This is a genomic window from Loktanella sp. Alg231-35 (genome assembly GCF_900143545.1).
Classification (GTDB): domain Bacteria; phylum Pseudomonadota; class Alphaproteobacteria; order Rhodobacterales; family Rhodobacteraceae; genus Yoonia.
On record NZ_FREV01000003.1, the window covers coordinates 364,044 to 387,361 of the forward strand.

Annotated in this window: 21 protein-coding genes; 10 read left to right on the forward strand and 11 right to left on the reverse strand. The window is 57.7% G+C overall.

Features of this window, described 5'->3' with window-relative positions:
- Window positions 1-30: 30 nt before the first annotated feature.
- Both DHN10_RS08755 and bcp read right to left on the reverse strand, forming a co-directional pair.
- Entirely contained in the window at window positions 31-852 is an 822-nt protein-coding gene (locus tag DHN10_RS08755) for a ferritin-like domain-containing protein (protein WP_108814931.1), read from the reverse strand.
- On the reverse strand, window positions 849-1,316 hold the full coding sequence (gene bcp / locus DHN10_RS08760) for a thioredoxin-dependent thiol peroxidase (protein WP_108814932.1): 468 nt from the start codon (window positions 1,314-1,316) through the stop codon (window positions 849-851). Before bcp ends, DHN10_RS08755 begins: the two co-directional genes overlap by 4 nt.
- 88 nt (window positions 1,317-1,404) lie before the next feature.
- Between bcp and DHN10_RS08765 the strand changes: the two genes are divergently transcribed.
- The 6 genes from DHN10_RS08765 to uvrA all read left to right on the forward strand — a co-directional run bounded on the left by DHN10_RS08765 (window position 1,405) and on the right by uvrA (window position 12,356).
- Entirely contained in the window at window positions 1,405-4,707 is a 3,303-nt protein-coding gene (locus tag DHN10_RS08765; RefSeq protein WP_108814933.1) for an AsmA-like C-terminal region-containing protein, read from the forward strand.
- A complete protein-coding gene (gene queA, locus DHN10_RS08770; RefSeq protein ID WP_108814934.1) occupies window positions 4,704-5,756 on the forward strand; it encodes a tRNA preQ1(34) S-adenosylmethionine ribosyltransferase-isomerase QueA in 1,053 nt (350 codons plus the stop codon). Before DHN10_RS08765 ends, queA begins: the two co-directional genes overlap by 4 nt.
- A 94-nt stretch (window positions 5,757-5,850) precedes the next feature.
- The gene (locus DHN10_RS08775) at window positions 5,851-7,119 is read left to right on the forward strand and encodes an MFS transporter (RefSeq protein WP_373456678.1); all 1,269 of its coding nucleotides are present in this window, start codon (window positions 5,851-5,853) and stop codon (window positions 7,117-7,119) included.
- 130 nt (window positions 7,120-7,249) lie between these two features.
- Window positions 7,250-7,828 carry a DUF924 family protein gene (locus DHN10_RS08780; protein ID WP_108814935.1) on the forward strand — a complete coding sequence of 193 codons (579 nt, stop codon included), beginning with the start codon at window positions 7,250-7,252 and terminating at the stop codon, window positions 7,826-7,828.
- A gap of 102 nt (window positions 7,829-7,930) precedes the next feature.
- A complete protein-coding gene (lpdA, locus tag DHN10_RS08785) occupies window positions 7,931-9,325 on the forward strand; it encodes a dihydrolipoyl dehydrogenase (RefSeq protein ID WP_108815153.1) in 1,395 nt (464 codons plus the stop codon).
- Window positions 9,326-9,497: 172 nt separating this feature from the next.
- The gene (uvrA, locus tag DHN10_RS08790; RefSeq protein WP_108814936.1) at window positions 9,498-12,356 is read left to right on the forward strand and encodes an excinuclease ABC subunit UvrA; all 2,859 of its coding nucleotides are present in this window, start codon (window positions 9,498-9,500) and stop codon (window positions 12,354-12,356) included.
- 60 nt (window positions 12,357-12,416) lie between these two features.
- Here uvrA and mmsB read toward each other — a convergent pair whose 3' ends face one another.
- The 4 genes from mmsB to DHN10_RS08810 form a co-directional block, all read right to left on the reverse strand.
- On the reverse strand, window positions 12,417-13,283 hold the full coding sequence (gene mmsB, locus DHN10_RS08795; protein WP_108814937.1) for a 3-hydroxyisobutyrate dehydrogenase: 867 nt from the start codon (window positions 13,281-13,283) through the stop codon (window positions 12,417-12,419).
- Window positions 13,280-14,323 (reverse strand): enoyl-CoA hydratase/isomerase family protein, encoded by a 1,044-nt coding sequence (locus DHN10_RS08800; RefSeq protein ID WP_108814938.1) that lies wholly within the window; start codon window positions 14,321-14,323, stop codon window positions 13,280-13,282. The genes mmsB and DHN10_RS08800 overlap by 4 nt, the downstream gene beginning before the upstream one ends.
- A complete protein-coding gene (locus tag DHN10_RS08805) occupies window positions 14,320-15,459 on the reverse strand; it encodes an acyl-CoA dehydrogenase family protein (protein WP_108814939.1) in 1,140 nt (379 codons plus the stop codon). The genes DHN10_RS08800 and DHN10_RS08805 overlap by 4 nt, the downstream gene beginning before the upstream one ends.
- A gap of 112 nt (window positions 15,460-15,571) precedes the next feature.
- Window positions 15,572-17,071, reverse strand: a complete 1,500-nt coding sequence (locus DHN10_RS08810) for a CoA-acylating methylmalonate-semialdehyde dehydrogenase (RefSeq protein ID WP_108815154.1) — start codon at window positions 17,069-17,071, stop codon at window positions 15,572-15,574.
- Window positions 17,072-17,165: 94 nt separating this feature from the next.
- Between DHN10_RS08810 and DHN10_RS08815 the strand changes: the two genes are divergently transcribed.
- The 4 genes from DHN10_RS08815 (at window position 17,166) to DHN10_RS08830 (ending at window position 19,875) form a co-directional block, all read left to right on the forward strand.
- On the forward strand, window positions 17,166-18,068 hold the full coding sequence (locus DHN10_RS08815; protein WP_108814940.1) for a LysR family transcriptional regulator: 903 nt from the start codon (window positions 17,166-17,168) through the stop codon (window positions 18,066-18,068).
- 37 nt (window positions 18,069-18,105) lie between these two features.
- Window positions 18,106-18,540: a CBS domain-containing protein gene (locus DHN10_RS08820; RefSeq protein WP_108814941.1), complete on the forward strand. Its 435-nt coding sequence runs from the start codon at window positions 18,106-18,108 to the stop codon at window positions 18,538-18,540.
- A 73-nt stretch (window positions 18,541-18,613) separates the two neighbouring features.
- A complete protein-coding gene (coaD, locus tag DHN10_RS08825) occupies window positions 18,614-19,108 on the forward strand; it encodes a pantetheine-phosphate adenylyltransferase (protein ID WP_108814942.1) in 495 nt (164 codons plus the stop codon).
- Window positions 19,109-19,119: 11 nt separating this feature from the next.
- Window positions 19,120-19,875: an alpha/beta hydrolase gene (locus DHN10_RS08830; protein WP_108814943.1), complete on the forward strand. Its 756-nt coding sequence runs from the start codon at window positions 19,120-19,122 to the stop codon at window positions 19,873-19,875.
- Between the two features lie 51 nt (window positions 19,876-19,926).
- On the opposite strand, the gene DHN10_RS19885 is transcribed toward DHN10_RS08830, so the two are convergent.
- From DHN10_RS19885 to DHN10_RS08850, 5 genes are all read right to left on the reverse strand, one after another.
- Complete coding sequence (locus tag DHN10_RS19885) at window positions 19,927-20,085, reverse strand: hypothetical protein (protein ID WP_199910654.1); 159 nt, start codon at window positions 20,083-20,085, stop codon at window positions 19,927-19,929.
- Window positions 20,086-20,272: 187 nt separating this feature from the next.
- Window positions 20,273-21,274 (reverse strand): type I glyceraldehyde-3-phosphate dehydrogenase, encoded by a 1,002-nt coding sequence (gene gap / locus DHN10_RS08835; protein WP_108814944.1) that lies wholly within the window; start codon window positions 21,272-21,274, stop codon window positions 20,273-20,275.
- 69 nt (window positions 21,275-21,343) lie between these two features.
- On the reverse strand, window positions 21,344-21,487 hold the full coding sequence (locus DHN10_RS19890; protein ID WP_199910655.1) for a hypothetical protein: 144 nt from the start codon (window positions 21,485-21,487) through the stop codon (window positions 21,344-21,346).
- Between the two features lie 96 nt (window positions 21,488-21,583).
- On the reverse strand, window positions 21,584-22,585 hold the full coding sequence (gap, locus tag DHN10_RS08845; RefSeq protein ID WP_108814946.1) for a type I glyceraldehyde-3-phosphate dehydrogenase: 1,002 nt from the start codon (window positions 22,583-22,585) through the stop codon (window positions 21,584-21,586).
- A 179-nt stretch (window positions 22,586-22,764) separates the two neighbouring features.
- Entirely contained in the window at window positions 22,765-23,313 is a 549-nt protein-coding gene (locus DHN10_RS08850) for a DUF4329 domain-containing protein (RefSeq protein WP_108814947.1), read from the reverse strand.
- Between the last annotated feature and the right edge of the window lie 5 nt (window positions 23,314-23,318).

Here is a 23,318-nt window from a genome sequence, read left to right on the forward strand (position 1 = left end):
TTCTGCGCAAGGACCCGCCGATGCATCGGCTCACTTTCGGGTGATAGGATCGATGCCCGCGAGGGGCCAGTAGAAGTCTGGCGGGATCCCGGCCTCGGCCCGCTTTTCTTCGTTGAAGGGTGGTTTGAGGTTGCCGTGAAAATACTTGCGCACCAAATCGTGGAACACGCCGGTGGGGTCCAGATCATGCCGCCCGCAAAGGAAGTGGAACCATTTGGACCCATAAGCCACGTGATGCACCTCTTCCGCATAGATCACTTCAAGTGCGTCGACCGCTTGGGTCAGTTTGGCCTGTTTGAAGATCTTGATCATCCCCGGTGTGACGTCGAGCCCGCGCGCCTCTAGCACCATCGGCACCACGGCAAGCCGCCCCATCAGATCATCGACTGTGTCTTCGGCCGCACGCCACATGCCGGCATGGGCAGGTAATGCGCCGTAGTGACTGCCCATTGCTTCAAGACAGTCGCACATCAGATTGAAATGTTTGGATTCTTCGTCTGCAGCCTTGACCCAATCATCATAATAACCCCGCGGCAATGGCGTGTCCGCAAAGCGCGCAATGATGTCCCAGTGCAGGTCAACAGCGTTCAATTCGATATGGGCGACCGCATGTAACAAGGCGATGCGCCCGGCCTCTGATCCGGGTTTGCGATGGGGTACATCACGCGGGTTCAACAATTCTGGCCTGTCCGGGCGCGCCGGAAACAGCGGCGGTTGGGCGTCGCCAATCGCGATCTCTTCTCCTGCTTTGCGCGCCTCTTGCCAGACCTTGGCGTATTGGCGCGAAAGGGCGGTCTTGGCGCGCCCGTCAGCGGTTGTCAGTACCGCGACTGCCATTTCCGTTAGCGTCATGCCGCGCGCACCGCTTCCAGCACCGCATCCACATGGCCGGGCACGCGTACTTTGCGCCAGACCTGCGCGATCTTGCCGTCGGCACCAATTAGATAGGTCGCCCGCTCGATCCCCATATACGTGCGGCCATACATGTTTTTCTCGACCCAGGTGCCGTAACGTTCGCACAGGTCGCCGTCTTCATCCGACAACAGGGCGATTTTCAGATCATGCTTGGCTACGAATTTGTCGTGCTTTTTGACGCTGTCTTTGGACACACCAAGGATCACCGTGTCCAAAGCGGCGAAAGCATCGACCATGCCGGTAAAGCCGATCGCCTCTTTGGTGCAGCCGGGTGTGTCGTCCTTTGGGTAGAAATAAAGCACGATCTTTTTGCCCGCAAAATCGGACAGATTGACGGTTTCGCCCCCGTCGCGGGGCAGGCTGATGGCAGGCGCTTGGTCGCCGACGGCGGGCTGGGTCATGGGGATGTCCTTGGGCTGGTGACGTTTCTTGGTTTTGTTTTAGCCCCGTTCCGTGAAAGATAAAGGGGTGGCCTGAACAGAAGAGCCGATGACCGACAACAGCGAACCCGACAAACCTGACGATGCGCCCCCCAAACGCAAGCGGGCCAAAGCCATGCCAAAGTGGCTGTTCTGGCTGCGCGCGACTTTTGTCGTTTGCCTGCTGCCGTTGGTTTTCGTAGCGGCGGCGGCGGTGATGATCATTGACCGCGAGATCACGGCGCCCAGCTGGATCACAGAGCGGGTAGAGGCCCGCGCAGGTGATCTGCTGGAAGGGGCGACGCTAGATTTTGGCGCGATAACGCTGCGCATTGGTCGCGATCTGCATCCCACTGTGCGTCTTGTTGATACAAGGTTGGTGGATCAGGGTGGGCTGATCCTGACCCGCGTGCCTGTTGTCGAAGGGCTGATGTCGCCGCGCGGTCTGATCCTGCGCCAAGAGGTGCTGATGCAAGAAGTGCGCCTGATCGGGGCGCAGGTGAACCTGCGACGCAATGCTGATGGTGATGTGTCTTTTGCCTTTACCACAGGCGGGTCTGATCTGGGCAGCGCGCGGACATTGCCGGAATTGCTTGATCAGTTTGATCAGGTCTTTGAACGACCCGCGCTCGAGGCGCTTGAAATTGTGCGCGCGGAAGGCATGGTCGTGAACTTCGATGATGCCCGTGCGGGGCGCAGCTGGATTGTGGATGGGGGGACGGTGGCCCTTGATCTGCGCAATGAACAAACCTCATTGCGGGGCAATTTCTCGCTTTTGTCGGGGCGCGCAGGGGTAACAAATGTGAACCTGTCTTACGTCAGCCCGCGTGGCAGCCATGAGGCGCAGATCGGGATGAACTTGCGTGATGCAGTGGCCAGCGATATCGCCGCGCAATCCCCCGCACTTAGTTGGCTGCGCGACGTGGATGCGCCGATTTCGGCCTCGCTGCGCACGGAGCTGGATGAAGATGGCGCGCTTGGCCCGCTCAATGCTGCGTTGGATATCGGGCAGGGGGTTTTGCAACCCAATCCGGCGACCCGGCCCATCGCATTTGATGCCGCCCGCGCCTATTTCAGTTATGATCCGGTGCGTGATCGAATTTCGTTCAGCGAAATCAATCTTGAGACCGAATGGGGCAGCCTGTCCGCCGAGGGCGATGCCTACTTGCGTGAATTCCGTGCCGGACTGCCGCGCGCCTTGCTTGCGCAATTTCAACTGCGTGACGTCGCGCTGAACCCACCCGGTTTCTTTGATGCCCCCCCGCAGGTGCGGCAGGCCGCCGTTGACCTGCGCTTTCGTTTTGATCCTTTCCGGGTTGAGGTGGGTCAGGCCGTGATCATCGATGGCGACACGCGTTTGACCGCCAAGGGCGAGGCGGCGGCGACAGATGCAGGCTGGCAGGTGGCAGTTGATGCCGAAATTGATCAGATCACACCCGAACGCCTGCTGGATTTCTGGCCGCTGTCGATGAAGCCCCGTTCGCGGCAATGGTTTGCCGATAATGTCAGCGAGGGACAACTTTTCAACCTGTTTGCCGGAGTGCGGGTGGCGCCTGCACAGGAGCCGCGCATCGCCTTTGGGTTCGAATTTGACGACACCACAGTCAAATTTCTGCGCCATGTGCCCCCGATCCGGGGTGCCAAGGGCGTGGCCAGCATTGCCGAGCATCAGTTTGTTGTCAGTCTGGACGCAGGGACGGTTCTGGCACCCCAAGGGGGGCCTTTGGAACTGGCAGGATCGCATTTCAGTGTGGTTGATCTGCGCTTGCGCCCATCACCGGCCATACTGGATTTGCAGGTTGATGGGTCCATTACAGCGTCATTTTCGGTTCTGAACCAACCGCCCTTTGCATTCCTCGATAAGGCAGGTTTGCCTGTGACTGTCGCGGAAGGGCGGGCGCAGACAGCCGGGCAGATCATCTGGCCGCTGGAACCGCGCCCGTCGATCGATGATGTTGCGATTGATATTGGCTCGGTTTTGGTTGGGGTCCGCAGCGCGACGCTTGTGCCCGACAAACAGTTTATCGCTCCCCGACTGGATGTGAGCGTATCCCGTGAAGGCGTGCGCGTGGCAGGGCCGGTGCGCATTGGTGATGTGTCGGCCAACGGCGCTTGGGAACAGCGGTTTGGTGATCCCGACAGACCCGGAAGCCGGGTAGAAGCGGACGTGACCCTGTCGCAGAATTTTCTGGATGAGTTTGGCATAGCGCTGCCGCCCGGTACGATTGACGGGCGCGGGCGCGGCGCATTGCGCATTGACCTGCTTCCGGCACTGCCGCCGCAATTCAGCCTCAGCTCTGATCTGGCGGGGATACGCGTGGGCATTCCGGCGGTTGGCTGGTCCAAATCGCCTGAGGCCTCTGGCCGCCTTTTGGTTGAGGGAGCACTGGGGGCGGTGCCCTCAATTGACACGCTTGAGATTGCAGGCGGCGGTCTTGATGCGGCGGGACAGATCAACCTTGATGCCAACGGGCAGTTCGACAGTGCGGTCTTTTCGCGGGTGCGATTGGATGATTGGCTGAATGCCGCGATTACGCTGTCAGGCCGCGGTGAAGGTGTGCCTGTGGGCGTGCGCATCGACGGCGGCACGTTGGATTTGCGGGGTGCGCGTTTCGGGGCCGGGCAGGGTGACAGCGGCCCGGTGACAATCGCGCTGGATCGGTTGCAGATCAGCGAGGGCATCGCGCTGACCGATTTCAGGGGTGATTTTCGCGGACAAGGCGGCTTCCGAGGCGAGTTCAGCGGCCAGTTGAATGGCGCGGCACCCGTGCGCGGGGCTGTGGCACCCCGCGACGGGCGGTCGGCTGTGCGGCTACGTAGCGATGATGCGGGGGCTGTGTTGCGCGCGGCCGGGCTGACCCAGAATGGGCGCGGTGGCGCATTGGATCTGACGCTATTGCCTGCCGTTGCCGCGGGAACCTTTGACGGGTTCTTTGGCATTCGTGATATTCGCGTAACCGATGCGCCTGCGATGGCCGCCTTGCTGGATGCAATCAGCGGCGTTGGACTGCTCCAACAGCTGGATGGTCAGGGGCTTGTGTTCAACGATGTTGATGCACGGTTCCGCCTGACCCCGCAGCAGGTAATTGTGTCCGAGGCCAGCGCCGTGGGGCCGGGGCTTGGCATTTCGGTCGACGGGATTTACACGCTCGCCAACAAACAGATTGATCTGCAGGGCGTCGTGTCACCATTTTTTTTCGTCAATAGTATTGGGTCGTTCCTGACCCGCCGTGGTGAAGGGTTGATTGGCTTCAACTTTACTATTGGCGGCACCTCTGATGCGCCAAGCGTGGCGGTGAACCCATTGTCGATCCTGACACCGGGGATGTTTCGCGAAATCTTTCGCAGACCCGCACCAGAGCTGTCACAATGAAGCTAAGCACATTCGATTTTGACCTGCCCGAGCATCTGATAGCGACGCGGCCTGCGCGCCCACGGTCCTCTGCGCGGTTGTTGCTGGCGCGAGCCGATCAGATTGCGGATCGGATTGTGCATGAATTGCCCGATATCCTGCAACCGGGTGATCGGCTGATCCTCAATGACACCAAGGTTATTCCCGCACGGCTGTTCGGGGCACGGCACCGCATGGGCGAGACCGGAGAAACCAGCGCGCGGATGGACGTCACGCTGCTAGAGCCGCAGGCGGATGGCACATGGACGGCGCTGATCAAACCACTCAAGAAGGTGCGCGATGGCGAAGTCATTGTGTTCTCAGATGATCTCTCGGCCGAGGTGACGGGCCGCGCTGACGGGCAGGGGCGGCTGCGGTTCAACCTGGCGGGTGACGATTTTGATGCGGCCTTGTCCGCGGTGGGGGCGATGCCGCTGCCGCCTTACATCGCTGCCAAACGACCAGCGGATGAGGCAGACAAGGAAGATTACCAGACATATTGGGCGCGCCATGCAGGTGCTGTGGCCGCTCCGACAGCGTCGCTGCATTTCGATGGCCCGCTGTTGGACGCATTGCGCGCGCGCGGCGTGCAGTTCACCCATGTGACCTTGCATGTGGGGGCAGGCACGTTCCTGCCGGTCAAAGTGGATGACGTCTCAGAGCACAAGATGCATGCCGAATGGGGCGAGGTGACAGCACAGGCGGCCGCCGACATGACCGCCACAAAGGCCGCTGGCGGGCGCATCATTCCGGTAGGCACCACAGCGCTGCGGCTGATTGAGAGTGCAGCGCAGGATGGTGCGATGCATCCCTGGACCGGGCCCACGGATATCTTCATTGTGCCGGGGTTTGGGTTTCAGATCGCGGATGGTCTAATGACCAATTTCCATCTACCGAAATCAACGCTGATGATGCTGGTCTCAGCCTTGATGGGGGTTGATCCGATCAAGGCGATTTACGCCCATGCGATTGCCCAAGAGTATCGCTTTTTCTCTTATGGAGATGCATCGCTTTTGTTGCCCAAAGGATAGGGCGCAAACAGACGCGAAGTGGTCGCTGAAACGTGGTGTGCTTGTATTCGAATCGTGGGATAGGCGGTTCAGATTTTCCGTGAAAGGGCACGTCATGATTCAGGTGTTTACAGGCTCTTGGGCGCTGTTTCTGGGCATGTTTTTGTTGATGGTTGGCAATGGTCTGCAAGGCACGTTGCTGGGCCTGCGTGGCGACATGGAAGGGTTCAGCACCCTGTCGCTTTCGATCGTCATGTCAGCCTACTTTCTGGGTTTCCTGTTCAGTTCGCGGTTCACGCCAGAACTGATCCGCCGGGTGGGCCACGTGCGGGTCTTTGCGGCACTGGGCTCACTCGTGTCAGCGGTGCTGATCTCTTATCCCATTCTGGTTGAACCATGGGCCTGGGCCATTGGCCGGGTCATCATCGGTTTTTGCTTTTGTGGCGTCTATATCACTGCGGAAAGCTGGCTGAACGATGCCTCCAGCAATGAAAACCGGGGCAAATCACTGTCGCTTTACATGATCGTGCAAATGGCGGGGATCGTCTTTGCACAATGGATCGTGAGCCGGGGTGACGTGTCAGGCTACGTGCTGTTTATTATCCCGTCGATCCTTGTTTCATTGGCCTTTGCGCCGGTGCTGTTGTCTGCACGCCCGATGCCCGCATTTGAGACCGCCAAGCCAATGAAGATAAAAGATCTGATTGCGGCCTCACCTTTGGCCTGTGTGGGCATGTTCATGCTGGGTGGTGTGTTTTCGGCGCAGTTTGGTATGTCGGCTGTCTATGGCAGCCGGGCCGGGCTAACCGTGGGCGAGATTTCATTGTTTGTTTCGGCAATTTACGTCTCTGCTTTGGTCCTGCAATACCCCATCGGATGGTTGTCTGATCGCATGGACCGCCGGGTGCTGATTGTCTGGGTGTCCTTGATTGGTGGCACCGGGTCGCTGCTTGCGTTTTTCCTGCCTGGAAACCTTTACATCATTGTTGCCAGCGGCGCGATTGTCGGAGGGACATCAAACCCGCTTTATGCGCTGCTCTTGGCCTATGCCAACGACCGGCTTGATCGCGAAGATATGGCGTCGGCCTCGGGCGGATTGCTGTTTATCAATGGGGTGGCTGCGATTGCTGGCCCGCTCATCGTTGGTGTGATGATGGATGCAATCGGGGTGAACGGGTTTTGGCTTTTCATGTCGTTGTTAATGCTCGCTGTCGGTGTCTACGGAATGTACCGCGCCACGCAGCGCACAAGCACCGATTGGGAAGACGAACAGAGCAGCTATGTACCGGTGTCGGCGGCTTCCTCAACCGTGGCTGTGGAGCTGGCGCAAGAGGTCTACCTTGAGGGTGTTGAGGATGATGAGCAGGCAGATCAGCCATCTTGAGTGCCGTAAGGTCACTCTAGATGTCACACCGAAAGAAACGGTGAATGATTTGTTAAACTTACCCCTTGTCAGGGCAGGGGTTCTCTGCTTCGAATTGTATCAGGTTAATAAACCATCAAGGAGTGGTGTTGTGGTAACCCCCGACGAGGTGTTGGCATTTTGGCTGGACGAATGTTCGCCAGCGGATTGGTATAAATCGGACCCGGCGTTTGACGCCAGGATTACAGAAAAATTCAAGAGTACATGGCAACTGGCCACGGAAGGGGCATTGGGTCTTTGGTTGACCTATCCTTCGGGCGCATTGGCTTACATCATCCTGACGGATCAGTTCCCCCGCAACATGTTCCGCGACAACAGCGATGCATTCTCGACTGACAGGCTTGCACGGGCGGCGGCAAAGATGGCGATTGATCGCAGCTGGGATCTTAAGATTGATGAACCTGCACGACAGTTCTTTTATCTGCCCCTGATGCATGCCGAGAACCTTTGCGATCAGGACCGTGCCGTGCGGCTGATCCACACCCGCATGCCTGAAGGCGGCGAAAGCAATCGTGAGCATGCCTGCGCCCACCGCGCTGTCATCCGTGACTTTGGCCGCTTCCCTTATCGCAATGATGCATTGGGTCGCAAAACCACAGCCGCCGAGCAAGCCTTTCTGGATGCAGGTGGTTATGGTGCGGCTATTCGGGCGCAGCAATCCGCAGAATAGCCCCTTTGCGCCCATCGGGTAGCTGTTATGCCCCTAGGTCACTAGAGGTCTTTCCAGAAATAGTTTAGTGTTCAACTAAATTTGGATTTGGAGGGCCGTCTGATGGCAGCGCAGAACTTTGACCTGATCGTAATTGGTGCCGGACCGGGCGGCTATGTGGCCGCGATCCGTGGCGCGCAGCTGGGGATGAAAGTCGCCATTGTGGAGCGCGAGCATCTGGGCGGGATCTGCCTGAACTGGGGCTGTATTCCAACAAAGGCAATGCTGCGTTCGTCAGAGGTGTTTCACTTGATGCATCGCGCCAAGGAATTTGGCCTGAAAGCGACGGGTGTTGACTATGATCTGGATGCCGTGGTCAAGCGCAGCCGTTCTGTTGCGGGGCAGCTTTCGGGTGGTATCGGCCATCTGATGAAGAAAAACAAAGTCACTGTCTTCATGGGCGCAGCAGCACTGCCGGCCAAGGGCAAAGTGTCCGTCAAGGGCGACAAGGGCATTGATGAGCTGACGGCCAAGAACATCGTGCTGGCCACTGGTGCGCGCGCGCGCGAACTGCCGGGGCTTGAAGCGGATGGTGATTTGGTCTGGACTTACAAGCACGCGTTACAGCCCAAGAAGATGCCCAAGAAACTGTTGGTCATCGGCTCTGGTGCGATCGGGATTGAGTTTGCCAGCTTCTACAACACGCTGGGTGCTGACACGACAGTGGTTGAGGTGATGGACCGGGTGCTACCCGTGGAAGACGCCGAGATTTCAGCCTTTGCCAAGAAGGCCTTTGTCAAGCAGGGTATGAAGATCATGGAAAAATCCATGGTCAAGCAGTTGGACCGCGGCAAAGGCAAGGTCACCGCCCATATCGAAACTGGCGGCAAGACCGAGAAGATGGAATTTGATACTGTTATCAGCGCGGTAGGCATCGTCGGCAACGTTGAAGGGCTGGGCCTTGAAGAGCTGGGCGTGAAGGTTGATCGCACCCATGTTGTGACCGATGAATTCTGCCGCACGGGTGTTGAAGGTCTCTATGCTATTGGCGATATCGCCGGCGCGCCATGGTTGGCCCATAAGGCCAGCCATGAAGGTGTTATGGTCGCCGATCTGATTGCAGGCAAACATGCTCATCCGGTCAAGCCAGAAAGCATTGCAGGCTGCACCTACTGCCATCCGCAGGTGGCTTCGGTTGGTTATTCCGAAGCGAAGGCCAAGGAGCTGGGTTATGACATCAAAGTCGGCCGGTTCCCCTTCATTGGCAATGGCAAGGCGATTGCATTGGGCGAGCCTGAGGGCATGATTAAAACGGTGTTCGATGCCAAGACAGGCGAGTTGCTGGGCGCGCATATGGTTGGTGCCGAGGTGACGGAGCTGATCCAAGGCTATGTTGTGGGTCGTCAGCTAGAGACGACTGAAGAGGATTTGATGAACACGGTGTTCCCGCACCCGACCTTGTCAGAGATGATGCACGAGAGCGTTTTGGATGCTTATGACCGTGTGATCCACATGTAAGGTGGATTGAAATCCACCTTACCGTTTGCACAGGCTCGCCATCTTGGCGGGCCTGTTCGCTTTTGGCTGGTAGCGGAATATTAATTTGTATATGTTCCCGAAACGTTCCGTTTTCAGGGTGGCGTTCCCGCATCGCGCCGCTATCTGATAGCTGTCGTCTGAGGAGACCGTCATGGCAGAGCTGAAGAACATCGAAGTGCGCGGCGCGCGCGAGCATAATCTCAAGAATATCGATGTTGATATTCCACGCGACCAGCTTGTCGTGATCACGGGCCTGTCGGGTTCGGGCAAATCCTCGCTCGCCTTTGATACGATCTATGCCGAAGGGCAGCGCCGCTACGTGGAATCGCTGTCCGCTTATGCCCGCCAATTCCTTGATATGATGGAAAAGCCGGATGTGGATCATATCTCGGGCCTCTCACCGGCCATTTCGATTGAGCAGAAGACGACATCGAAAAACCCGCGTTCCACTGTGGGCACGATCACCGAAATTTACGATTACCTGCGTTTGCTTTTCGCCCGTGCAGGTACCCCGTTCAGTCCGACCACGGGCCTGCCCATCGAAGCGCAACAAGTGCAGGACATGGTTGACCGCGCTATGGGCTTGGAAGAAGGGACACGCGGTTATCTTCTGGCCCCGATCATCCGTGACCGTAAAGGGGAATACCGCAAGGAATTTCTGGAACTGCGCAAGCAGGGATTTCAGCGTGTGAAGGTCGATGGTGAATTCTATGATCTGGACGAACCACCGACGCTGGACAAGAAGTACCGCCATGACATTGATGTGGTTGTGGACCGCATTGTTATCCGCGAAGGGCTTGAAACACGGCTGGCTGATAGTTTCCGCACAGCACTCGATCTGGCCGATGGCATCGCGATACTGGAGACGGCCCCCAAAGAGGGCGACCCCGAGCGCCTGACGTTTTCAGAGAACTTCGCTTGTCCTGTGTCTGGTTTTACGATCCCAGAAATTGAACCGCGCCTGTTTTCCTTCAACGCACCGTTTGGGGCGTGCCCGTCGTGCGACGGTCTGGGGGTTGAACTGTTCTTTGACGAACAACTTGTTGTTCCTGATGTGACGTTGAAGATTGCCGATGGCGCACTTGCACCCTGGCGCAAGGGCAAGAGCCCCTATTTTCTGCAAACGATTGAAGCCATCGCCAAGCACTATGGTTTCAACAAGAACGCCCGTTGGAAAGACCTTGATCCGAAGGTGCAACAGGTGTTTCTGCGTGGCTCCGGCAAGGAAGAAATCAAATTTCGCTATGACGAAGGCGGGCGCGTGTATCAGGTGGAGCGTGCCTTTGAAGGTGTGATCCCCAATATGGAACGTCGCTATCGCGAGACCGATAGCAACTGGATCCGCGAAGAGTTTGAGAATTACCAGAACAACCGCCACTGTGGCACTTGCGGCGGGTATCGCCTGCGTGAAGAGGCTTTGGCGGTGAAGATCGGTGGCTTGCATGTGGGTCAAGTCGTGCAGATGTCGATCAAAGAGGCCTATGACTGGTGCAAAGAGGTGCCAGAGGCGCTGAGCAAGCAGAAGAATGAGATTGCTGCGGCCATTCTCAAGGAAATCCGCGAGCGCTTGGGGTTCCTCAATAATGTGGGACTGGAGTATCTGACGCTTTCACGGAACTCAGGCACACTGTCGGGCGGTGAAAGCCAGCGTATTCGTTTGGCCAGTCAGATAGGCTCGGGCCTGCAAGGGGTGCTTTATGTGCTGGATGAGCCATCGATCGGCCTGCACCAGCGTGACAATGACCGCTTGCTGACGACGCTGAAAAACCTGCGCGATCAGGGCAATACAGTGATTGTTGTTGAACATGACGAAGAGGCGATCCGCGAGGCCGATTATGTTTTTGATATTGGTCCCGGCGCTGGCGTCCATGGTGGCGAAGTCGTCGCCAAAGGCACACCGCAAGAGATCATGGCCAATGAAGCCTCTGTCACCGGACAGTATCTGATTGGCGCCAGAGAAATTGCCGTGCCGGCGAAGCGCCGCAAAGGCAAAGGCAAGAAGCTGACCGTGGTAAAAGCCACCGGCAACAACTTGCAGAACGTCACGACTGATTTCCCACTGGGCCAGTTTGTCTGTGTGACCGGTGTCTCTGGCGGCGGCAAGTCCACCTTGACCGTTGAGACGCTGTTCAAGAACGCCTCGATGAAGTTGAACGGCGCGCGGCAAACGCCGGGGCCTTGTGAAACGATCAAAGGGTTTGAGCATCTTGATAAGGTGATCGACATTGATCAGCGCCCCATCGGTCGCACGCCCCGGTCAAACCCGGCCACCTATACCGGGGCCTTTACCCCGATCCGCGAATGGTTCGCGGGGATGCCAGAGGCAAAGGCGCGGGGCTATAAACCCGGTCGTTTCAGTTTTAATGTGAAGGGTGGACGCTGTGAGGCCTGTCAGGGCGACGGTGTGATCAAGATCGAAATGCACTTTCTGCCCGACGTCTATGTCACCTGCGAGACTTGCAAGGGTGCGCGATACAACCGCGAAACCTTGGAGATCAAATTCAAGGGCAAATCCATTGCCGATGTGTTGGATATGACCGTTGAAGATGCCCAAGGGTTCTTTACCGCGGTCCCGTCGATCCGAGAAAAGATGGATGCACTGATGCGCGTGGGTCTTGGGTATATCAAGGTCGGCCAGCAGGCGACAACCCTGTCAGGGGGCGAGGCCCAGCGGGTCAAGCTGTCCAAAGAGTTGTCGAAACGCTCCACCGGGCGCACGCTTTATATTCTGGATGAACCTACCACGGGATTGCATTTCGAAGACGTGCGTAAGCTATTGGAAGTATTGCATGAATTGGTGGATCAGGGGAACTCTGTCATTGTGATTGAGCATAATCTGGACGTCGTCAAAACCGCCGATCATATCATTGATATCGGTCCTGAAGGTGGCGATGGCGGTGGCAAGATCGTGGCCACAGGCACACCAGAGAAGGTGGCACAGGTCGCCGGGAGCCATACCGGACGCTACCTCAAAGAGATGTTGGCGGCAAAATCTGTCGCTGCGGAATAATCCCGAAAATTCCAGGAGTTTTGAGGATGCCTCCGGCGGAAGTTTGTTTGGACATAAAAGTCAGGCGCGGCGCCTGCTTTCAAACCGTGGCAGCATCGCCGAGAAGTCTTTGCCCATGCCGTCTTCATCCTCAACGAATTGCGCGTAAAGCGCTGTAGCCGCTTTGCCCATGGGCGTGTCGGCGTCTGCGGCCTCTGCCGCCATTTGTGACAGGTTGAGGTCTTTCAGCATAAGCTCTGCCGCGAAACCGGGTGTGTAATCGTTGTCTGCAGGGCTGGTCGGCCCGACGCCGGGGGCGGGGCAATAGGCGTTCATGGTCCAGGAATAGCCCGAGGATGTGCTGACCACATCGAACATCGCCTGTCGGTCGAGCCCGAGTTTGTCAGCCAGCACAAAGGCTTCGCAGGTGGCGATCATTGTCACCCCAAGGATCATGTTGTTGCAGATTTTGGCGGCTTGGCCGTTGCCTGCGTCGCCGCAATGCACGGCTTTTTGCCCCATAATGTCAAAGAGAGGTTGTACCGTCGCAAATGCCTTATCCGGGCCGCCCGCCATGAAGGTCAGCGTGCCATTGGTTGCGCCGCCGATGCCGCCAGAGACAGGAGCGTCAACCGCCGACAGCCCCGCGTTTTGTGCTGCCATGGCAACTGCTCGCGCGCTTTCCACGTCCACGGTTGAACAATCAAGATGCACCGCGCCGGGTTTCATCACCGGGTGGATGTCGCTGGCAACGGCCCGCAGAATATCGCCATTGGGTAGCATGGTGATGACCACATCAGCGTTTTTGGCGGCGGCGGCGGCACTTTCGGCCAATGTCAGGCCTGCGGGTTTTGCTGCGGTGTCGAACCCTGTCACATCATGGGCTTTGGCCAGATTGGCCGCCATCGGCGCACCCATATTGCCCAATCCAATAAATCCGATTTTCATATCTTGTCCTCCCATTGTAGCGCATCTTTGCCCAAGGGCGCTGTCATTGCTGCCACGTCTGTGTCTGTCACACCGGTCCAAGTGCTGTGTTGCCATTGTGGGCTGCGGTCGCGGTCGATGATCGCCGCCCTGATCCCTTCGATGAAATCGCCTTGGGCGACACAGCGAAAGGTATAGCGGAATTCGTGATCAAGCGCCGTTGTGATCCTTTGGTCGCGGCAAACGGCATCGATGATCTGGGCAGAGACCGCCATGCTGAGCGGGCAGTTGCGGCCCATCAGTTTGCGTGCCTGTTCAATGGCGAGGCCCGCGTCGGCAGGCATGGCTTGATACACCGCTGCGAGGGTCGGCCCTACAAAGCAGATATCGATGTCTGCCTGCCAATCTGCAAGGCGGCTGTCCGGGGCAGGGTGTTTTACTGTTGCGATGGCATCGGTCGTGCCGCTAGTGGCGAGATTTTGTTTTAATGCCTCCCACGCCGTCTCGGGGACATAGTGATCGGCAAACCCTGCAAAGATTGCGTCACCCGCATCCATCCGATCGCCCGTCAGCCCCAGATAGGTTCCCACATGGCCGGGTGCCCGTGCCAGCAAAAGCGACCCGCCCACATCGGGGACCAGCCCGATCGCGCATTCCGGCATCGCAATCTGGCTGCTGTCACAGACGATCCGATGTGCGGCATGGCATCCGACACCGACACCGCCGCCCATGGTGAACCCTTGCAGGAAAGACACCACCGGTTTGGGATAGCTGTGGACCTTGGCGTTCAGCCGATATTCGTCGCGCCAGAACCGCCGCCCGTAATCCAGATCACCGCGCTGGCCTGCGGCATACATCTCGGCGATATCGCCGCCGGAACAAAAGGCCCGGTCGCCTGCCGCATCAACGATGACAAGCGCAACCTCGTGATCATCGCGCCAGTCATCCAGCGCCTGCTCGATCGCCAAACACATATCCCAAGTCAGCGCGTTCAGCGCCTTGGGCCGGTTCAGGGTGATCCATCCGGCGCGCCCGGATTTGCGAATGTTGATGTCGGTCATGCGCTGATCAGTTGGCGTGCGGTGATCAGGCGCATAATCTCATTGGTGCCTTCAAGGATTTGATGCACGCGCAGATCGCGTACGATTTTCTCGATCCCGTAGTCGGCCAGATAGCCGTAACCGCCATGCAGTTGCAGGCATTGGTCTGCCACGTTGCTGCCCGTCTCGGTGCAAAGCTTTTTGGCCATCGCGCAGAATTTTGTCGCATCGGGTGCGCCGTTATCCAGTTTCCATGCGGCCTGCCGCAAAAAGGTGCGTGCAGCTTGCATGCTGATCTCCATATCGGCCAGCCGGAATTGCAACCCCTGGAACTGATCGATGGATTTGCCGAAGGCCTGCCGCTCGGCCATATAGGCCAGCGTTTGATCAAGGGCCGATTGTGCCGCGCCGATGGAACATGCCGCGATGTTCAACCGCCCACCATCAAGGCCTGCCATAGCGTATTTAAAACCGGCGCCTTCTTCGCCCAACAGGTTCTCTGCTGGCGCGTGCGCTGTGTCGAGCTGGACTTGGCGGGTCGGTTGCGATTTCCACCCCATTTTGTCTTCGAGTCCGCCGAAAGACAGACCCTTGGTGCCGTCCTCGACGACGATGGCGCTGACCCCCTTGGGGCCATCGGCCCCGGTGCGCGACATCACGATATAGGCATCAGAATAGCCGCCGCCGGAGATGAATGCTTTGGTGCCCGTCAGGCTGTAGCCTTCATTGGTGCGATCTGCCTTGGTTTTCAACGCGGCCGCGTCAGAGCCGGAACCCGGTTCCGTCAGGCAGTAGGCCAGGATCGTCTCCATCGCCAAGGCTTTGGGCAAGACACGATCCCTGAGCGTCTGCGTGCCGTAGCTTTCGATCATTTTGGCACACATATTGTGGATCGACAGGAAGGCAGCGACCGAGGCACAGGACTGCGCGAGCGCTTCAAAGACTAGCGTGGCATCAAGCCGCGACAAGCCGGAACCGCCATTGTCAGGCGACACATAAAGCCCGCCAAAGCCAAGCGCGGCAAGCTCTGGCCAAAGTGATTTAGGAATTTCGCCCTCTGCTTCCCAAGTGCGCGCATAGGGTGCGATATGCTCTTGGCCAAACGCAAGTGCCATGTCGAAGATGGCGGTTTGTTCCTCGGTGAGTGCGAAATCCATGGGGCAGCTCCTGCAAGAATTGAACGCTTGTTCATATTTTGCCGTGAACGGAGGATATGCGCAAGCCTGAAGCAAAAGAGCCTCGCCTTTTCAGGCGAGGCTCTGGGTTGTTTTATTCCATCAGCGGGATGGAGAACTCGCCGCCTTCCTTGATGCCCGACGGCCAGCGCGAGGTGATCGTTTTCGTCCGTGTGTAGAACTTGAACGCATCTGGCCCGTGCTGGTTGAGGTCACCAAACATGGATTTCTTCCAGCCGCCAAAGGTGTGATAGGCGAGCGGCACAGGGATCGGTACGTTCACGCCAACCATGCCGATATTGATCCGGTTGGAAAAATCACGGGCGGTGTCGCCGTCGCGGGTATAGATCGACGTGCCATTGCCGTATTCGTGATCCATGGCAAGGCCGATGGCCTCTTCATAAGATTGGGCGCGGATTGTGGACAGAACAGGCCCGAAAATCTCTAGCTTGTAGATGTCCATATCCTTGGTGACGTTGTCAAAAAGATGCGGCCCAACAAAGAACCCGTCTTCATAGCCTTGCAGGTTGAAGTTGCGCCCATCAACAACCAGCTTCGCACCCTGATCGATGCCTGATTGCACAAGGCGGCCGATGTTGGCTTTTGCGGCGGCGGTCACAACCGGGCCGTAGTCCACGTCATTGCCAGAGGTGTAAGGGCCGACCTTCAGTGCCTCAACCTTGGGCACCAGTTTTTCCAGCAGGCGGTCTGCGGTTTCATCGCCTACAGGCACAGCAACCGAAATCGCCATGCAGCGTTCGCCCGCCGCACCGTAACCTGCGCCGAGCAATGCATCGGCGGCTTGATCCATATCCGCGTCGGGCATGATGATCATGTGGTTCTTGGCACCGCCAAAGCACTGCACACGTTTGCCTTGCGCACAACCAGTGCCATAGATGTATTCGGCGATCGGTGTCGATCCGACAAAGCCAACCGATTGGATCGTGTCGTCATAAAGGATCGCGTCAACCGCTTCCTTGTCACCGTTCACGACCTGCAGGATGCCCTTGGGCAGGCCCGCTTCTTCCATCAGTTCAGCCAGCATCAACGGCACGGATGGATCACGCTCAGAGGGTTTGAGGATAAACGCGTTGCCGCAAACGATGGCAGGGGCGAACATCCACATTGGGATCATAGCGGGGAAGTTGAAGGGCGTGATGCCTGCGGTGACACCCAGCGGCTGTTTCATGGAATACATATCGATGCCGGGGCCCGCGCTGTCGGTGAATTCACCTTTCAGCAGCTGTGGGGCGCCGATGCAGTATTCGGCCACTTCCAAACCACGGATCACATCGCCCTTGGCGTCTGGCAGGGTCTTACCATGCTCGCGGCTAAGTGCTTCGGCCAGCTTGTCCATGTCCCGATTCAACAGGCTAACAAAGGCCATCATGACGCGCGCGCGGCGCTGTGGGTTGACGGAGGCCCATGCGGGTTGCGCCTCGGCGGCAATCGCCACGGCTTTGGCCATTTCGTCAGCATTGGCCAGCGGCACCTTGGCCTGCACTTCGCCTGTGGCCGGGTTATAGACGTCTGCGAAACGGCCAGATGTGCCTTTGACGTGCGCGCCGCCGATGTAATGGGTCAGTTCTTGCATGGAATCCTCCTTGGTTGACGTCAGTTTAACCTTGCGTTTTTTCCCGTAAAAGAGCCAATATCCCAAAATCATTTTGCAAAAACGCAAGGGCGCTATGGAACATTGGGATGACATGCGAGTGTTTCTGGCAGTGGCGCGGGCCGAAGGGCTTTCGGCTGCAGCGCCGAGGTTGAAGATGGACCCCTCAACGCTGGGCCGTCGTGTGGCGCGGCTTGAACGTGCGATGGGTGGCGCGCTTTTTGTGAAGTCGCCGCAAGGGTATCAGTTGACCGATCTGGGCGTGCGCATCCGCGACAGCGCGATGCAGGCCGAAGTACACCTGACCCGCGCGCTGCACGAAGGCCAAGAGGCCTCAGCGGCCTTGACCGGGCAAATTCGGATCGGGGCACCTGATGGGGCGGCTAATTTCCTGCTGCCACAGGTTTGTGCTGCCATTCAGCACGACAATCCTGATCTGGAGGTGCAAATCCTCGCCCTGCCGCGCGTCGTGAACCTTTCGCGGCGCGAGGCCGATATGGCGATCACCGTGAGCCCGCCGCAGGCTGGAAAGCTGACAGTGCAGAAGATCACAGATTACCAGTTGCACCTCGCGATGCGCTCTGACCAACCCGAACCGCTGTCAGTGGCCGACCTGAAAACCCATCAGATTGTGGGTTACATCCCCGACATGATCTTTGACAAAGAACTGGATTATCTGGGGGCCATCGGCGCAGGCGGCGTACAGTTGGCGTCAAATTCGGTTGCCGTGCAGTTGCAGATGATCCGGCGGGCAGGCGTGGGGATTGTGCATGATTTCGCGTTGCCCTTTGCGCCGGAATTGCGCCGCGTGCTGATCCAAGAGGTCGCATTGCAACGGGCATTCTACCTTGTGCGTCACACGACCGACCGGCATTCAGATCGGTTGAACCGCTTTGCTGATGCCCTGCGCCGGGGCCTGCAGGAAGAAGTTGTGCGTCTGGAACGCAAAGCATGCTTGACAGCCAGCCCTTTGATTTGAGACGCTGAAACCCCGGAGCCGTGTTAAGGAGCCCGTTATGATCGTTTCCCAAATTCTCAAGTCCAAGCCTGATGTCGGTGTGATTTCGGTCAAGCCTTCGGCAAGCATATCGGATGCGGCGAAACTTTTATCGGAGCATCGGATCGGTACGGTTGTGGTTTCCGCCGACGGAGACAGCCTTGATGGCATCCTGTCTGAGCGTGACATTGTGCGCGAGTTGGGCAAGCGCGGTGCTGGCTGTCTAACCGATCAGGTCAAGGATCTGATGACGTCCAAGCTGGTGACCTGTTCTCCTTCAAACAGCGCCATCGAGGTGCTGGAAATGATGACCGAGGGGCGTTTTCGCCACGTGCCGGTCATGGATGGCGACAAAATGGTTGGCCTGATTTCCATCGGGGATGCCGTTAAGGCGCGTCTTGCTGAACTGTCGATGGAAAAAGACGCACTCGAAGGGATGATCATGGGGCACTAGCTGCTTAGCCCTTATTGCATTTCGTTACACAATCATGTTGCTTGGCGCAAACGCAGCTGAGACGAGGAAGACCATGCGCGTAGGACTGTATCCCGGCACCTTTGACCCGGTCACGTATGGGCATATCGATATCATCCGCCGGGCGTGCTCGCTCGTGGACCGTCTGGTCATCGGTGTGGCGATCAACCGTGACAAGGGCCCATTGTTTTCGCTTGAAGAGCGTGTTGCCATGGTCGAGGCCGAAGCCGCCCCCCTTGGCAAGGCTGTGGGTTGTGAGATCGAAGTGCATCCGTTTGAGAACCTCCTGATCGACTGCGCCCGCGACGTAGAGGCCAGCGTCATCATTCGTGGCCTGCGCGCGGTGGCTGATTTTGAGTATGAATATCAGATGGTTGGCATGAACCGCGCGTTGGATGATAGCATTGAAACGGTGTTTTTGATGGCAGAGGCCGAACATCAGGCGATTGCGTCGAAGCTGGTCAAGGAAATCGCCCGCCTTGGCGGCGATGTGTCCAAATTTGTCTCTCCTTCGGTAAATAGGGCCTTGCTGGAACGCTTCAGCGCTTGAATTGGCTCTGGATGCTGATTGGGGTCTATCTGCTGTATGGGGTTGCGATGGTCTTTGCCCATCCGCAGTTCATCTATCCTTTTGGCGCTGATCCATTTGCCAATCCCAACTATACACAAGAGGTCGTCACCGAACGTCGGGTCGCCATGGCGTGGCGCGACGGGGATGCTGACACCGCCGTTTTGTTTTTCATGGGCAATGGTGGGGCGCTGACATATTTCACCTATACGCTTGATGCGCATGAACAGGCCGGACGCATGATTGCGGCGATGGAATACCCCGGCGGTGGTGGTATTCCCGGTACTCCCTCCGAAGTCAGGCTGAAGGCCGATGCGCTTGCCGCCTATGATTGGCTGGCTGCACGGCATGCAGGACCGATTGTGGTGCATGGCTATTCGATGGGCTCGGGGCTGGCCTTGCATGTGGCCGCAGCGCGGCCGGTTGCTGCGGTGCTGCTGGATGCGCCTTTTGTGAAGATGTGCGAATTGATGACCAAAGCGTCTTGGCTGCCGGCCTGCTATATGCCGGGGGTGCAGCACTGGAACTCAGCCGCTTTGGTGCCTGACGTCACAGCGCCCGTCCTGATCCAGCACGGAACAGAAGATCAGTTGATTGAGATGTCAAATGGCGAACGTCTGCGCGACTTGATGGCGGCGGCGGGGTTGGCCGTGACGTTTCACGCAGTCGAAGGGGCGACCCACAACAATCTGGCGGGGCAGGTGGGATATGCGAACCGCATTGATCAGTTCCTGTCCGGGCTCCAGTAATGACAAAGCCGCACCCTTGGGCGCGGCTGGTTTTCTCATAATGCCGGGTGTTTAGCCGTAGATGGCTTTTGCGGCAGTCTTTGCTGCGTCTTCGCGGAACAGCCCCAGGTCAATGGCGGTTTCCAACGGCATGTTGGCCAGTTGGTACTTGAGGTTGCTGTATGCCAGGCGTTTTTGCACGGCGGTGCGGACTGAATTCAATACGGTCATTTGCGTGCTCCTTTTTAGTCATCGCGTTGTTGTGTCGTGATTCACATCTAACAACGCTGCGATGCAGCACAACTGTCAAAAAACTGAAAGCACCCTTGCGCAAAATGCATGGCGGTATCTGCGCTTTGCACAAAAAATAGCCGGCCCCTGATGGGACCGGCCAGATCATGCTAACATACTAATATGTTTAGATAAGTTTGCCCAACGCAACGGCTGTATCACCCATGCGATTAGAGAAACCCCATTCGTTGTCATACCACGTCAAGATGCGGACCATATTGCCGTCCAACACCTTGGTTTGATCCAGGTGGAAGATCGAGGACTGCGGGTCGTGGTTGAAATCCGTGCTGACCATCGGCAGGTCGGTGTAGCCCAGCACGCCTTTCAGCGGGCCGTCAGCGGCTGCGATGATGGCATTGTTCACTTCTTCAACCGTTGTGGGGCGGCTGGATTCGAAGGTCAGGTCGACGCAGGACACGTTGGGCGTTGGCACGCGGATTGCGACACCATCCAGAATGCCGTCCAGCTCTGGCAGGACCAGACCGACGGCCTTGGCTGCACCGGTAGAGGTCGGGATCATCGACAGGGCCGCAGCACGCGCGCGGTAAAGGTCCTTATGCATCGTATCCAGCGTAGGTTGGTCGCCGGTATAGCTGTGAACCGTCGTCATAAAGCCCTTGTTGATGCCAATAGCATCGTTCAGGACTTTGGCCACAGGTGCCAGGCAGTTGGTTGTGCAGGACGCGTTTGAAACCACGATGTCATCGCCGGTCAGCACGTCATGGTTCACGCCATAGACGATTGTTTTGTCTGCGTCTTTTCCTGGGGCAGAGATCAACACGCGACTGGCGCCGTTGTCCAGGTGCGCCTGACAGGCCTCTTTGCTGGTAAAGATACCTGTACATTCCAGCACCACATCGACATGCGCCCACGGCAGGTCTGCCGGGTTGTGGATTGCGGTCACATCCATTGGGCCGCGGCCGACGTCGATTGTGGTCTCGGTTGTGGTCACAGTGGCGGGGAAACGGCCATGCACGCTGTCAAAGCGCAGCAGGTGGGCGTTGGTTTCAACCGGGCCAAGGTCATTGATCGCGACAACGTCGATATCTGTGCGCCCGCTCTCGATGATTGCGCGCAGTACGTTACGGCCGATCCGGCCAAATCCATTAATAGCTACTTTGACGGCCATGGTCGTATTCTCCTCAATGGGTCAATGTTGGCGCTAACATTGCCATTTCCGCGCAAAGGTCAACACCACCTAGCGCCAGAAAGCCACCCACTCGATCAAATCCATGAATTTGCGTAACACAAAGAGCGTATTGGCCCAGTCGTACAGGACATAATCCGTGGCAAGCAGGGCCGCGATGATGAGGCCCAGCCAAATGGCAATGGTATTGGTCATGATGATGGGTCTAACGGGCCGCTGCGCAAATGGCAAAGGTACGCAGACTTTCGTGGAAAGTCTGGGTCAAATCCTCTGCGAGGATTTGTGGCGGTGCTAGTGCAGCCGCCCCATGGTTGCCGCAACGTCGGCCATGCGGGCCGAAAAACCCCATTCGTTATCGTACCATGCCAGCACCCGGACGGTTTTGCCGCCGACAACCTTGGTCTGGTCAGGTGCGAAGATGCTGCTTTCGGTGGTGTGGTTGAAATCGATGCTGACTTTGGCCTCATCATCGTATGACATCACCATACCCATATAGCCTGCTGCAGCTTCTGCCACGATGGCGTTCACATCAGCCACGGTTACCGATTTACCGGCCTCAAATGTCAGATCAACGGCGCTGACGTTGGGTGTGGGCACGCGCATTGCGGTGCCGTCCAACTTGCCTGCCAGCTCTGGCAGAACCTCACCCAAGGCCTTTGCGGCCCCGGTGGAGGTGGGGATCATCGCCATGGCGGCGGCCCGTGCGCGATATAGGTCGCTATGACGGCGGTCCAGTGTTGGCTGATCGCCAGTGTAGCTGTGGATCGTGGTCATAATCCCGCGTTCGATCCCGATGGCATCGTTCAGCACTTTCGCCAGCGGAGCGAGGCAGTTCGTTGTGCAAGACCCGTTGGACACCATCCGCTCTGCCGCATCCAGTGCGCGGTGGTTAACACCGTAGACCACGGTGCGGTCGACATTCTTGGCAGGGGCCGAGATCAGCACCTTCTTGGCACCGCGTGTCAAATGCACATCGGCCTTTTGCCCGTCGTTGAATTTGCCCGTGCATTCCAGCACCACATCAACGCCATCCCAGTTCAGCTCGGTCGGGTCATATGTGGACATCACGTCAATCGGACCACGGCCCAGATCCATCGTGTTGCCCTTTACGGTGATGGGGCTGCCAAAACGGCCATGCACGCTGTCGTACTTGAGCAGATGCGCGTTTGTCTCGATCGGGCCGGTGGCGTTGATCTTGACGACTTGCACGTCGTTGCGCGCGGCCTCGGTGATATGCGCCAGCGTGCAGCGACCGATGCGGCCAAAGCCATTGATACCGATTGTGACTGTCATGGGATGTCCTTGGGCCGCAGTTTATTGTTGCCCAACGTATAGGGGGAGATGTGGGGCTGAGGAAAGAAAAAAGCGTTTTATGCCAATATGTTATCGATAACATGAATTGTTAGCGATAACGCCACCGCGTCACGGCGCCATTGTTATCGCAAACATTCCGGTGCAGTCGAATCGCGTAATTACTCGAACCGGGCGCGCAGCTCGTCCAGCGTAAAGGTCTGCGGGACAAAACCGGCGTCTTTCGGGTCATCGTTGGGATCAGAGGTGATGCACATCACGCTGCACAATTGCCGCGCGATCCGTGCGTCATAGTCGACCAGCCAGACACGGCCACCGGGGGTGCCGATGTAGCCGTCTATCCCGGCGTCAAAGTCACCTTCGACGTCATCGGTCGACGGCACTTCGTTGTCGTAATCTTCTGAGTATCCACCGTGGGTGTGGTACGAGGCAATCACGCTATCGTCCGGTTCGGCCAGATCGCAGAAATCCTCGCCGCCGGGGGCAGGGGCTGTTGCCGCCAGCCCACCTGTGTCGGTCTCAAAGATATAGCCGCAGTATTCGCGGCCTTCCGCGATCGAGACCGGCTGAAGGTCATTCAGCACGCTGGTTGCAAAGGCATCAACATTGTCGGTTGCCGCAAGAATTGGCGGTCGTTCTTCTTCTGCACAACTGGCCAGAACGATCAGGCCCACTGCGGCCAAAACGCCGCCAATCTTGAGGTATGTCATCGTTG